The following is a 13175-nucleotide window of genomic DNA, read 5'->3' as shown; positions in this document are numbered from 1 at the left end:
ATCGTCGCGCGCAAAACGGGTGGCCGAGGGACTGCGGCCGTGGCAGGAGCCGCCCCGTCTGCAACGAGCAGGGAGATGAAACGTGCCGCAAGACGCAGCGCCCGGCATCCGCATCGGCATCGGCGGCTGGACCTACGAGCCCTGGCGGGGAACCTTCTATCCCGAAGGCCTCGCCCAGAAGCGCGAGCTCGAATATGCGAGCCGCAAACTCACCTCCATCGAGATCAATGGCACGTTCTACGGCTCGCAGAAGCCCGAGAGCTTCGCCAAATGGCGCGAGGAGACGCCGGAGGGCTTCGTCTTCGCCCTCAAGGGGCCGCGCTTCGCCACCAACCGGCGCGTGCTGGCCGAGGCTGGCGAATCGATCGAGCGCTTCGTCACGGGTGGCCTTATCGAGCTCAGGGAGAAGCTCGGCCCCATCAACTGGCAGTTCGCCCCGACGAAGAAATTTGACCCGGACGACTTCGCCGCCTTTCTGGCGCTGTTGCCCAAATCCGTCGACGGGCGCGCCCTGCGCCATGGGGTGGAAGTGCGCCATGACAGCTTCCGCTCGCCGGATTTCATCGCCCTCCTGCGCGAGCACGAGGTGGCGCTCGTCGTTGCCGGAGATAGCAAATATCCGCAGATCGCCGACGTGACGGCGCCCTTTGTCTACGCCCGCATCATGGGCACCAGTGAGGGGGAGAACCTCGGCTACGCGCCCGCCGCGCTCGACGCCTGGGCAGAGCGCGCCCGCGCCTGGGCGGCGGGCGGGGCGCCGGACGACCTCGAGACTGTCACCCGCCATGTCGCGGCGCCGCAGGGGCGGGACGTCTTCCTCTATGTCATCAGCGGCCACAAGGTGGCCAATCCGGCGGCCGCGATGGCGCTCATCGAGCGTCTGGCGTAGCGGGCTCCGCCTTCTTGTCTTTGTTGCAGTCGTCGCTCACCACCTTGCCGTCGACGAGGTGGATGCGTCGGTCGACGCGACTGGCAATGTCGAGGTCGTGGGTGACGGCGACGACGGTCTTGCCGCGCTGGCGCACGAGGTCGGCGAGGATGAGGAAGACCTGCTCGGAACTCGTCGAATCGAGGCTGCCCGTCGGCTCGTCGGCAAGCACGAGTGGCGGGTCGTTGGCGAGCGCCCGCGCCACCGCGACGCGCTGGCGCTGCCCGCCGGAGAGCTGGTCCGGCCGCTTGTCGAGATGGTCCGCGAGGCCGATGGCCGCGAGGAGCTCGGTTGCGCGCCGACTCATCTCGCCGGGCGAGAGCCGGCCGAGCTTGCGCATGGGGATCTCGACATTCTCGCGCGCCGTGAATTCCGGCAGCAGGAAATGGAACTGGAAGACGAAGCCGATGGTGGCGAGCCGCAGCTTCGCCCGTGCTTCGTCGTGGATGCCCAACGTGGCGTGCCCGGCGAGGCTGAGCGTGCCCTTCGTCGGCTCGTCGAGCAGTCCGAGCAGGTAGAGCAGCGAGGACTTGCCGGAGCCCGAGGGGCCGGTGATGGCGATGAACTCGCGCTCGCCGATGGTCAGCGACACGTCGCGCACGAGGGTGACCGGCACGGTGGCGGGCAGGATGCGGGTCAGCCCGCGGGCTTCGATGAGCGGGCTCATGACGCCCCCCGGATGATGTCGACCGGGTTGAGCCGCGCCGCCTGGCGCGCCGGCAGGTAGCCTGCGACGGCCGCCGAGGCGAGGGCGAAGCCCGCGGCGATGACATAGTGCCAGATGCTCCAGGCGAGCGGCAGGCGCGTCATCTCGCGCCCCACCGCCGCGCCCGACAATTCGAAGTGGACGAGCGACATGGCATAGCACAGGGAAAAGCCCATGACCCAGCCGAGGGCGGAGCCGCCGAGCCCGAGCGCGAGACCCTCGACGAGGAACAGGCGGCGCATGTCCCCTTGCGTGAAGCCGAGCGACTTCAGGATGGCGATGTCGCGCGCCTTCTCGTGGGTGATGGTCGAGATGATGTTGAAGATGCCGAAGCCGGCGACGAGCATGATGGCGCCGACCACCGTGTACATGATGACGTTGCGGATCACGAGCGCCTCGAGCAGGGATTCGTTCGCCTCCTGCCAGGGCACGGTCTTGTAGCCGGTCTGCGCCTCCGCGCGCCGGGCGACCGCCGGTGCGGCGGACGGGTCATCCAGCTTGATGCGGATGTCGTTGATGGCGTTGGGCCGCTCGCTCAGGATCTGTGCATTCTTGAGCAGCACGTAGCCCTCGCCCTCGTCGCGGGCGGTAGTGCCGGTGTGGAACAGGCCGACGATCTTGAAGCCCCGCGACTGGCCCGTCGACGAGACGACCGTGACGGTGGTGCCGAGCCGGGCGCCGAGCCGCTCTGCCAGCCGGTCGCCGACGATGATGTTGTTGCCGCCGCCGGCGAGCGAGGCGAAGCTGCCTTCGAGGAAGTCACCCGCGACGGAGGAGACGGCCGCCTCCTCCTCGGGGTCGATGCCGATGATGCTGATGCCGACATCGCGCCCGGCATAGCGCACGACGCCCTGCGTCCTGAGGCTCATCGAGATGCGGCCGGGCACGAAGGCGCGCAGCATGGCGCCGACCTCGGCCGGGTTGAGGATGCCGCGCCGGTCTTCCTTCGGCCTCAGGCCGGCGATGGCGGCGAGCGCGAAGACGTCCTCGGCCGGCTGGCGGCGCGCGGTGCGGCGCTCGTCGGTGATCTGCACGTGCGGCATGGTGTCGACCAGCTGCGCCATGAAGTCGTCCTCGCCGCCCTGCATCAGCGAGGCCATGGCGATGGAGAAACCGACGCCGAGCGCGACGCCGGCGATGGCGACGACCGTCTGCCGTCCCCGCCCGAGGATGTGCGTGACGGCCAATTCGAGGAGGAGGCGCATGGTTCACTTCCTCACTGCTCCGCGGGCCTGACCTTCGCGCCGTCGACGAGCGTCTCAGGCACCGGCGAGATGATGCGCTGATCGTCGTCGAGGCCGGAGAGGACCTCCACCTCGCGCGGGCCGCGAATGCCGATCGTGACCGGGTGGCGGCGCGCCACACCGTCCGCGACGGTGAAGACCGCATTCTCGCGGATCGCCTCGGCCGGCACCAGCAGGGCGTTGTCCGCCACCCGAATGACGATGTTGATTTCGACTGTCATGCCGATCATCAGCGGCGTATCGTCCGGCAGGGTGAGGTAGACCCGATAGGTCTTGGCGACCGGGTCGCCCTTGGGCGTGATCCGATCGACGCTCGCCTCGAGCTGCCGGCCGGAGAAGGCGTCGGCCTGGAGAAGGACGTGCTGGCCCGCCGCGATGCGCGGGATATCCTCTTCGTTCACGTCCGCGACGACCTGCAGGGGCTTGGGCTTGCCCACCCAGAACAGCACGGTGCCGGGCTCGGCGATCTCCCCCACCTCGCCGTCCTGCCGCAACACCACCCCGGACATCGGTGCGCGCAGCACGTAGTTCTCGAGCCGCGCCTTGTGACCGGAAATGAGCGCTTCCGCCTGGTTGATCTCGCTGCGTGCCCGATCGAGCGCCTGCTGGCTGGCCGCATTGCGCTCGATGAGCACCGACAGGCGTTCGTACTCTGTTGCAGCCAAGCGCTCGCGGGCCCGCAATTCGGCCAGGGTCGCATCGGCCTGGCGACTGTCGAGGCGGGCGAGCACGGCGCCTTCCTCGACATCCTGACCCTCGCAGTTGCACAGCTCCACGATGTGCTCGCGGATGAGCGGTGTGACCTTGGCCCAGGTGCGCGGCTCGACGACGCCAGTCGCATAGACGATCTCGGCGGCGTCCCCGCGCCGCGGGGCGACGAGTTCGACGCTCGTCGGGCGCATGAAGGACCAGACGCCAGCTGCGCCGGCGGCGACGAGCCCCATGACGACGAGGATGCGCGAAGTCTTCACGACGTTTCTCCGAACGCCTCCGGTGCGGGAGGCCTTTGCCCGCGCGGTGCTTCATCATGACCTGCGCGGGGCGCGTTCCGCCTTGCGCTGCGTCAGCCGGCGGAAAATGCAGGTTGCGGCCGAGGCGGTGCCGGCGCTATGTTTCAGACCGACGGTCGGTCATATTACAGACCGTCGGTCGGTCGTCAAGAAGCAGTGCGCTAAGGCAAGAGGCATGCCCCGCATCGTCAAGCATCCGCAGGAGCGCCGCAAGGAGCTCCTCGACGCCGCCCGGGACCTGTTCTTCGAGCGCGGCTACGAAGCGACCACGGTCAATGACATCATCGCCCGGGCCGGCATGTCCAAGGGTGGCTTCTATCATCACTTCGCATCGAAGGAGGATGTGCTGGAGGCGCTCGCCGAGGCGATGGCGCGTGAAAGCCTCGCCCAGCTGCAGGCGATTCTCGACGAGCCGGGGCTCGATGCGCTCACGCGGCTCAACGCCTTCCTCAGTCGAGCCCGCCGTCTCAAGGTGGAGCAGGCGCCGGCCATCCGGGCCATGTTCTACGTCATCTTCCGGCCCGGCAACCTGGTGCTCTACCACCGGCTGAACGCCGCCGTCGGCGCCGTGACGCTGCCGGCGCTCGCCCGCATCATCGCGCAGGGACAGGAGGAGGGCATCTTCGACGTGCCGGATGTACAGGCTGTCGCCGAGATCATCCTCACCCTGGGTGCAAGCACGCACGATGCCGTCGCCCGCGCCGTCAATGCGGCCGACACGCTGGAGGGGGAGGCGGCGGCCGCGGCGCTCGATGAGCGGCTGCGCATGCACGGCATCGCCCTCGACCGCATCCTCGGCCTGCCTGACGGGAGCATCCGCTTCGTGGAGAACGGCTTCGCAAAGGCGCTGATGATGCCTGCGCAGGCGCCGTGATCGCCACTCGATCGGCCCGCCGCTCAGGTCCTGCTCAGCGCCTGACCGATGCGGCACGTCGCCTTCTCCCTGCGCCGTTTGCAATCGTTTTGCGTGACGGATGAGTTTTGCCACCGTTAATCGGCGCTACACTGCTCGACGGCGCCGGCCATGGGAGCGGCTGGCGCTACGGCTCGCTGCGGCGGCATGGAAATATAAAATCTTATCAATGCTGCCGATCGCAATTATTGTTGATGCTTAGGCCAAGTGCGATCGTTCCCAGTGCAGGAATGTTTTTCGGATAATGATGTATACAGTTGAAGTATTTGTAATTCTGTGAATTTGCACAGATTGCGTTTCGTAAGCCGTAAGGCGCCATGGCGCCGAGCGTCACGGCGGCTTTTGTAGAGCGGGCGCTTTTCGGGGGCGCTTTCCCGGTGCCGGAATTTGACGGCCGGCCTCATCGGCATCGCGTCCGACCCAGATCCGCCGCATCGCGCCGAGACGATCCGGCAGCCCAAAAAACGCGTCCTGCCCTCGATCAATCCGCGCTCAGAACCGAGTAGAGGATATTATGAAGCCGGCTACATACTTAGAGCTGACCAGTTCCTTGGCAGCGCTCATGGTAACCGCGTCGTCGGCCATGGCGCAGACCAATTCCTGGACAGGGGGGAGCTCATTCTACTACACGTGCGGGATCACGACTTGTGCGACGGCCGGCGACAATCAGTGGGGCACGCCCGGCAACTGGACGGCAGGCCTGCCAACGGCGACGCAGGACGTGAACATCGGCTTGTCGACCTATCAGAGCGGCGCCAGCCCGCGCCCGGTTCAGCACGACACGGTTCAGAATTCGGGTGCGGCGGCGGCCGGCAACCTCTTCATCGGCTTTTCTGGCGGCAGAGCGAACAGCGGCAGCTTCGGCGCGGGCAATCTCGCCAATCTGGGCACGCTCTCGGTCACCAGTTCGATGGTCGTCGGCTCGACAGGCGTCGGGCATTTCAACAATTCCGGCACCGCCACGGTGGGCGGCAGCCTGATCGTCGGCAGTGCGGGCCAGGGCTCCGTCAGCAACAGCGGCATGATCGCCGTCGGCGGCAGCACGGTCATCGGCCAACTCGGCGGGGTCGCGGGGGCGATCACCCTGATCGGTGGCGGCAGCCTCGTCACTGGCGGCAACCTCACCGTCGGCGAAGCTGGCTCCGGCTCGCTTTTCATCGCATCCGGCAGCTCTGCCGTCACCAACGGCCGGGTGACGCTCGGCACGAATTCGTCGGGCGCGGGCCTGATCGTCAATGAGGGCCAGATGACGACCGGCGACCGGCTCATCGTCGGCGAGGCGGGGTACGGCCAAATCCGAACCATCGGGGCGACAGCGACGACGGCCGCGGCGGGCGACGTCGCACTCGGAGCCACAGCGACCGGCGCCGGCATCGCGATCACGAGCCAGGGCACCATGAGCGGCGGCGGCCGCCTTGACGTCGGCGTGCGCGGCGAGGGGTACCTGATCGTCGACCAGGGCGGCGAGGTCAACAACGGGGTCGGCGTCATCGCCAAGGAGCCGGGGGCGCGCGGCTATGCGCTCGTGACCGGCACCGACAGCCTGTGGGACAATCGCCAGTCCCTCACCCTCGCCTCGGAGAGCAACACCGCCGGTGTCCTCGTCATCAACGATGGCGGCACGGTGCGCATCGCCGACGGCGAGGGCACGCTGGTCATCGGCGAGAAAGCCGGCTCCACCGGAATCCTCAACATCGGTGCCATGTCGCCGCAGGGCGTCGACTACGGCTTGCACACGGATGTGAAGACCTATCTCGGCGGCACCGACACGGATGCGAATGCGCGTGCGCCGGGCACGCTCGACGCCGCCTTCGTCCGCTTCGGAGAGGGCGCCGGCACGGTCAATTTCAAGCATACGGGCGACGAGGCCCTCGACTACCGCTTCAAGGCCGGCTTCGTCGGCCTCGGCACCGTCAACCATTTCGAGGGCTTTACGGTGCTGGACGGGGATTCGTCCGGCTTCACCGGCCCGGCCCACGTCCACGGCGGCACCATGGTCGTCAACAACGTGCTCGCCGGCAACGTCACGGTGCATTCGGGCGGCACGCTGCGCATCGGCCACGAGGGGCCGAACGACACCGGCGAGACCGGCCACGTCGTCAACGACATCGTCAATGACGGCGTCGTGCAGTTCAACCGGTCCAACGCCTATACCTACGGCCAGGTCATCAGCAGGACGGGCGCCGTCGAGCAGATCGGCACCGGGACGACGATCCTGACCGGCGCCAATACCTATACCGGCCCCACCACCATCTTCCGCGGCACGCTGCAGCTGGGCGACGGCGGCACCACCGGCTCCATCGACGCCACCTCCGGTGTCGACATCCGCGCCGACGGCACCCTCGCCTTCAACCGCTCCGACGTGAAGGTCTTCGACCGTCAGATCACCGGTACCGGCACGATCAGGCAGATCGGCTCCGGCGTGACGCGCCTCACCGCCGGCAGCTCGGGCTTCACGGGCAGTACTTTCATCGATGCCGGCACGCTCTCCGTCAACGGCATCCTCGGCGGCACGGTCGACGTCAACACCGGCGGCACGCTCGAAGGCCTCGGGCAGGTAGGTACCACCGTCGTGCATGCCGGCGGCACCATCGCCCCGGGCAACGCGACCGATCCGGGCAGGACACCCATCGGCACGCTCACGATCGCCGGCAACGTCACGCAGGAGGCCGGCTCCTTCTACCAGACCGAGGTGCGCTCGACCGGCGAGAGCGACCTGATCCACGTCACCGGCACGGCGACGATCGATCCGGGCGCCGTCCTCAACGTGACCAAGATCGATCCGGCCCGCTACGAGCTCGAGCACCGCTACACGGTGCTGACGGCGGACGGAGGCCGCACCGGCACCTACACGCTGACCGGCGATACGTGGGTGTCGACCTTCTACCGGGTGGAGGACCATTACGACGCCAACAACGTCTATCTCGACGTGGCGCAATATCGTCTGTTCCAGGAGGCGGGGCGCACGGTCAACCAGATCAACGCGGCGACGGCTGTGCAGGAGCTCAAGTGGCAGCGCGATCCGGCTACCAACTACCCGACCAACGCGCTCTTTCGCGCCATCGCCTATCTGCAGACCGATGAGGAGGCGCGCTACGCCTTCGACCAGATCTCGGGCGAGATCTACGCCTCGACCAAGGCCGCGCTGCTGGGGGAGAGCCGCTTCATCCGCGAGGCGACGGGCAACCGCCTGCGCAGTGCCCTGGGCGGTCTCGGCCGCGAGGTGCCCACGCACGAGCCGAGCCGCAACATCAAGGACCCGATGCCGCGGCAGGTCTCGCCCAGGATCGGGGACGGTCTCGTCCTGTGGGGGCAGGGCTTCGGCACATGGAGCAGCACCAACGGCGATGGCAATGCCGCCTCGCTCGATCACAGCACGGGCGGCTTCCTCATCGGCGCGGATGTGCCGGTCGTGGAGAGGTTCCGCGTCGGCCTCGTCGGCGGCTACAGCAAGTCTCGGTTCAGTGTCGACGAGCGCCATTCGCAGGCATCGAGCGACAACTACCACATCGGCCTCTATGGGGGGGCGCAATGGAACCGGCTCGGCCTGCAGCTCGGCGCCAGCTACACCTGGCACGACATCTCGACCACGCGCGACGTGCGCTTCCCCGGCTTCTCGGAGAGCCTGGCCTCGAGCTATGACGCCAGCACGCTGCAGGCCTACGGCGATCTCGGCTACGCGATTCACTGGAACGCGCTCAAGCTGGAGCCTTTCGGCGGCCTCGCCTATGTCAGGCTCGAGGAGGACGGCTATCGCGAAAAGGTTGGTGTCGCCGCCCTGACCGGCACCGGCCATTCCTCGGACAAGCTCTATGGCACCCTGGGCCTGCGCCTCGAGCGCCAGTTCGACCTCGGCGACATGGCGCTGACCGCCCGCGGCATGCTCGGCTGGCGCCATGCCTTCGGCAAGTCGACGCTCAGCGCCGTCCATGCCTTTGCCGGCAGCAGCCCCTTCACGGTCTATGGCGTGCCGGTGGCGAAGAACGTGGGCGTTGTGGAGACGGGCCTCGACGCCGCCTTTACGAAGGACCTGACCGTCGGCGTCGCCTATTCGGGCCAGTTCGGCAAGTCGACCGAGACGCATGGCGTTCATGGCAACGTGAGCTGGAAATTCTGAAGCTCACCTGCCGCGTGCCGGCTCCGGTTCGTGCCGGGGTCGGCCGATTGCCGCCCGGATGGAGGCTCACGACGCTTGTACGCACCCATCCGATCGTCCGACGATCAAGGGATGCGCCTCGCGCTGGCGCCGGGCGCGTCCTGCAATGCTGCCGGCTAGCCATGCGTTGGGTGCGCTTGCCTTTCCCGCTGTGCCGGGCGATGCACAGACGTTGAGCAGGTCGGCATTTATCCGGCCGGGGGAGGTGCAGCATGTCGGCAACACCGGCGCGCGAGGATGACGCGGCCGCCGCCAAGGCGTCGCCGCCGGGCAATGCTCTCCTGGGCATCAGCCTGATGATGCTCGGCATCTTCATGTTTTCCGTCAACGACGTGCTCGGCAAGTGGCTGGTCGCCACCTTCACGGTGGCGCAGGTGCTTCTGATCCGCAGCTTCGCAGCGCTCCTCGTCCTTGCGCCATTCGTGTGGCGCGAAGGTCTCGGCAACATCCTCACGCTGCCGAAGCCCGGGCTGCAGCTCGCCCGCGTCGTCTTCGCCACCTTCGAGGTCGTGTTCTTCTACTGGGCCGTCATCGGCCTGCCGCTCGCCGATGTGGTCACCTATTATCTGGCCGGCCCCATCTATGTGACAGCGCTGTCGGCGCTTTTCCTGCGCGAGAAGGTCGGCTGGCGGCGCTGGACGGCTGTGCTCGTCGGCTTCGTCGGCGTTCTCATCGCGCTGCGCCCCTCGGCAGCGACGCTGGACGTCTATGCGCTCGTGGCGCTGCTCGGCAGCATCTTCTTCGCCCTCCTGATGATCACGACTCGTCACCTGCGCGGCACGAGCGACACGTCCCTCGTCTTCTGGCAGACACTGGGCGCCCTTGTCTTCGGCATCGCGCTTGCGCCGTTCGGCTGGGTGCCGCCGGCGACGGGCGATTTCGCGCTGCTGTCGCTCCTCGGCGTCGTGGCGCTCGCGGCGCACATCTGCGTGACGCGCGCGCTCAAGCACGCGAGCGCCTCGGTGCTCGCTCCCTACCAGTACATGCTGATCGTCTGGGCAGTCATCCTCGGCTATCTCGTCTTCGGCGACATCCCGGACGCAGCCATGCTCGCCGGCGCGGCCATCATCATCGCGGCGGGCCTCTTCATCTTCCTGCGCGAGCAGGCGCTGCTGCGTCAGCGCTGACCTCGCAGGCTCGACAAAGCCACCGGGCCTGCTAATCGGGAAGGGTTTGAAATAACTCTGAACAAACGAGGCAGGCGGTGGCGACCCAAGACAACCGACAGCAGATGCAATCCCCCTCCTACCGCCTGCCGGCGCTGGACCAGGACTTCCTGCTCGGGGATTCGATGCGCGGCGTGCGCTTCCTGCTCGAATATGCCAAGGCCGAGGAAGCGTTGCGAAACTGGGGCGTGCGCTCGACAATCGTTGTCTTCGGTACCGCGCGGGCCCGGCCTCTCGACGATATGACCGCGGACGAGACGGTTGGCGACCGCGAGCGCAAGCAACTCGCCCGCCGGGCCCGCTGGTATGAGGAGGCGCGCCGTTTCGGCCGCATCGCCTCCGAGCGCGGCGGGGCCATGGAGCACGACCATGGCCAGCGTGACAATGTCATCGCCACCGGCGGTGGGCCTGGCATCATGGAGGCGGCAAACCGTGGCGCCTTCGAGGCCGGCGCGCCCTCCATCGGCTTCAACATCACCTTGCAGCACGAGCAGGAGCCGAACGCCTATTCGACGCCCGAGCTCACTTTCCGCTTCCATTATTTCGCGATGCGCAAGATGCATCTTGCCATGCGCGCCAATGCCCTCGTTGTCTTCCCCGGCGGTTTCGGCACACTCGACGAGCTGTTCGAGCTCCTCACCCTGCAGCAGACGCAGAAGGCGCCGCGCCTGCCGGTGGTGCTCTATGACGAGAGCTACTGGCGCTCGATCATCAATTTCCATGCGCTGGTGGAGGAGGGCACCATTTCCCCGCACGACCTCGACCTGTTCGAGTTCGCCGAGAGCGCCGAGGAAATCTGGGACAAGCTCGTTGCCTCCGGCCTCAGGCTGCCCCCACAATCGCGCTGATCCGAATCGGCCCGAGCGGCAGGGGCGGCCCCATGAGCGACAGTATCACACCGCGCCAGCAGGAGATCCTGGCCATCGCGCGCGTCCAGGGCCGGGTCAATGTCGAGGACCTCGCCGGGCGCTTCGAGGTGACGCCGCAGACCATCCGCAAGGATCTCAACGAGCTCTGCGACCGGCGGCTGATGACACGGGTGCACGGCGGCGCCATCGTCGTCTCGGGCGTCGAGAACCTGTCCTACGAGGCCCGCCGCCTCATCGCTCATACCAGCAAGCGGGCCATCGGCGAGGCGGCGGCGCGGCTGGTTCCGAACAATGCCTCGCTCTTCATCAACATTGGCACGACGACGGAGGAGGTGGCGCGCGCGCTCGTCGACCACGAGGGTCTGCTCGTCATCACGAACAATCTCAACGTGGCGACGCTGCTCTATCGCCATCCGGCCATCGACGTCATCCTTGCGGGCGGGCCGGTGCGCCGGGCCGACGGGGCCATCATCGGCTCGGCGGCGGTCGAGTTCGTGCGCCAGTTCAAGGTGGATTATGCCGTCATCGGCGCATCGGCCATCGACGAGGACGGGGCGCTGCTCGATTTCGACTACCGGGAAGTGCGGGTCGCGCGCGCCATCATCGAGAATGCGCGCCGCGTTGTCCTCGTCGCCGATGCGCACAAGCTCGACCGCACGGCACCGGTGCGCATTGCCGATCTGCGCGAGGTCGATGTCTTCGTGACCGACCGGCTGACCTCCGCCCCATTGCGCGAATTGTGCGCCGACCACGGCGTGGAGATCGTCGAGGTGGGCGAGACGCCTATCGAGGAAGCGTAGCGACCTGCGCTCCGGTAGAAAGCCGCTCCCTGCGGGGCGCCGTGTGCGCCGCGGCACAGACGGCGCGCGCCGCGAGCGCGCCTCATGGGTCGTTCCACGCCGAAAGGAGCGGACGATGGCACTCTACCGACAGCGACTGCCGCAGCTCGACGGTCAGCCCTTCCTGGCGGATGGCGGGCTGGAGACCACCCTCGTCTTTCACGACAATCTCGACCTGCCCTGTTTTGCCGCCTTTCCTCTCGTGCTCGACGAGGAGGGCCGCGAGCGCCTGAGCCGTTATTTCGTGCCCTATCTCGAGCTCGCCCGCGCCCGCGGCGTCGGCTTCGTGCTCGACACGGCGACGTGGCGGGCCAGCCCTGACTGGGGTGCGCGCCTCGGCTATACCATGGCCGACCTCGCCCGGGTGCAGCGGGCCTCCGTCACGCTTGCGGAGGAGCTGCGCCGGCGTTTCGAGGCCGCCGGCACCCCCATCGTCATCAACGGGGCCATCGGCCCGCGCGGCGACGGCTATATCGCCGATACCAGCATGTCGCCGGCGGAGGCGGAGAGCTACCACGGCCATCAGGTCGACGCGCTAGCGGCGACGGAGACCGACATGGTGAGCGCGATCACCATGACCTATGCGCGCGAGGCCGCCGGCATCGCCCGCGCCGCGCGGGCGAGCGCCATGCCGGTCGCCATTTCCTTCACGCTGGAGACAGACGGGCGGCTGCCGTCCGGCGAGAGCCTTGCCGAAGCCATCGCGATGGTGGATGACGAGACCGGCGGCTATCCCGCCTATTACATGATCAACTGCGCGCACCCGACGCATTTCGCCGGGGTGCTCGACGACGACGGCGCCCCTTGGCGCCGCCGCATCGGCGGCATTCGTGCCAATGCCTCGAGGACGAGCCATGCCGAGCTCGACGCGGCGACCGAGCTCGATCCCGGCGATCCGATCGATCTTGGCCGGCGCTACAGGGCGCTGCGCGAGGGGCTGATGCGCCATGTATGCGTGCTCGGCGGCTGTTGTGGCACCGACATCCGCCACCTGCGCGCGATCTGCGAGGAGTGCCTCGACTGACGCCGCTCAGGCGGCGATCCGTTCCGCCGGATAGCCGGCCGCGTCGATGGCGCGGCGGATCGCGGCCTCGTCGCGCGTCGTCTTGACCGTCACCTTGCGGGCGGAAAGGTCGACGGCAACCTCCGCGTGGGCATCGAGCGCCTTGACGGCGCGCTCGATGGCCGCGACGCAATGGCCGCAGCTCATCTCGGGAACCTGGAACGTGAGCATGGATGATCTCCGGAACGATTGATCCCGGCCCTGTCTAATCCTTCCCATCATAGTAAGGTCAAGCGGCTTCAGCCGATGGAGGGCCCTTGCAACGGCTCTTGCAACGGCCC

At 67.6% G+C, this 13175-nt stretch carries 11 protein-coding genes; 7 read left to right on the top strand and 4 right to left on the bottom strand.

The window, feature by feature from the left end:
• The first annotated feature begins 82 nt into the window (after positions 1-82).
• A complete protein-coding gene (locus ASC46_RS13835) occupies positions 83-889 on the top strand; it encodes a DUF72 domain-containing protein (protein ID WP_055459873.1) in 807 nt (268 codons plus the stop codon).
• On the opposite strand, the gene ASC46_RS13830 is transcribed toward ASC46_RS13835, so the two are convergent.
• Genes ASC46_RS13830 through ASC46_RS13820 form a run of 3 tightly spaced genes read right to left on the bottom strand, consistent with a single transcriptional unit; the run spans position 870 to position 3822 of the window.
• Positions 870-1595: an ABC transporter ATP-binding protein gene (locus tag ASC46_RS13830; protein WP_055459872.1), complete on the bottom strand. Its 726-nt coding sequence runs from the start codon at positions 1593-1595 to the stop codon at positions 870-872. The two genes, ASC46_RS13835 and ASC46_RS13830, sit on opposite strands and share 20 nt — an antisense overlap.
• Positions 1592-2839 carry an ABC transporter permease gene (locus tag ASC46_RS13825; RefSeq protein WP_055459871.1) on the bottom strand — a complete coding sequence of 416 codons (1248 nt, stop codon included), beginning with the start codon at positions 2837-2839 and terminating at the stop codon, positions 1592-1594. The genes ASC46_RS13830 and ASC46_RS13825 overlap by 4 nt, the downstream gene beginning before the upstream one ends.
• 11 nt (positions 2840-2850) lie before the next feature.
• On the bottom strand, positions 2851-3822 hold the full coding sequence (locus ASC46_RS13820; RefSeq protein WP_055459933.1) for an efflux RND transporter periplasmic adaptor subunit: 972 nt from the start codon (positions 3820-3822) through the stop codon (positions 2851-2853).
• 241 nt (positions 3823-4063) lie between these two features.
• Here ASC46_RS13820 and ASC46_RS13815 point away from each other — a divergent pair, with 241 nt between their 5' ends.
• The 6 genes from ASC46_RS13815 to ASC46_RS13790 all read left to right on the top strand — a co-directional run bounded on the left by ASC46_RS13815 (position 4064) and on the right by ASC46_RS13790 (position 12855).
• A complete protein-coding gene (locus ASC46_RS13815) occupies positions 4064-4762 on the top strand; it encodes a TetR/AcrR family transcriptional regulator (protein ID WP_055459870.1) in 699 nt (232 codons plus the stop codon).
• 601 nt (positions 4763-5363) lie between these two features.
• A complete protein-coding gene (locus ASC46_RS13810) occupies positions 5364-8918 on the top strand; it encodes an autotransporter domain-containing protein (RefSeq protein ID WP_169790105.1) in 3555 nt (1184 codons plus the stop codon).
• A 251-nt stretch (positions 8919-9169) separates the two neighbouring features.
• Positions 9170-10084, top strand: coding sequence for a DMT family transporter (locus tag ASC46_RS13805; RefSeq protein ID WP_055459868.1), 915 nt, complete (start codon positions 9170-9172; stop codon positions 10082-10084).
• 104 nt (positions 10085-10188) lie between these two features.
• Positions 10189-10971 carry an LOG family protein gene (locus tag ASC46_RS13800; RefSeq protein WP_055459867.1) on the top strand — a complete coding sequence of 261 codons (783 nt, stop codon included), beginning with the start codon at positions 10189-10191 and terminating at the stop codon, positions 10969-10971.
• Positions 10972-11003: 32 nt separating this feature from the next.
• A complete protein-coding gene (locus ASC46_RS13795) occupies positions 11004-11792 on the top strand; it encodes a DeoR/GlpR family DNA-binding transcription regulator (protein ID WP_055459866.1) in 789 nt (262 codons plus the stop codon).
• A 115-nt stretch (positions 11793-11907) separates the two neighbouring features.
• Entirely contained in the window at positions 11908-12855 is a 948-nt protein-coding gene (locus ASC46_RS13790) for a homocysteine S-methyltransferase family protein (protein ID WP_055459865.1), read from the top strand.
• Between the two features lie 6 nt (positions 12856-12861).
• Here ASC46_RS13790 and ASC46_RS13785 read toward each other — a convergent pair whose 3' ends face one another.
• A complete protein-coding gene (locus ASC46_RS13785) occupies positions 12862-13065 on the bottom strand; it encodes a cation transporter (protein ID WP_055459864.1) in 204 nt (67 codons plus the stop codon).
• Positions 13066-13175: the final 110 nt, after the last annotated feature.

The organism is Chelatococcus sambhunathii (assembly GCF_001418005.1).
GTDB classification, from domain to species: Bacteria; Pseudomonadota; Alphaproteobacteria; order Rhizobiales; family Beijerinckiaceae; genus Chelatococcus_A; species Chelatococcus_A sambhunathii.
The sequence above is the reverse complement of the archived record's forward strand: the minus strand, read 5'-3'. Positions and strand labels throughout refer to the sequence as shown.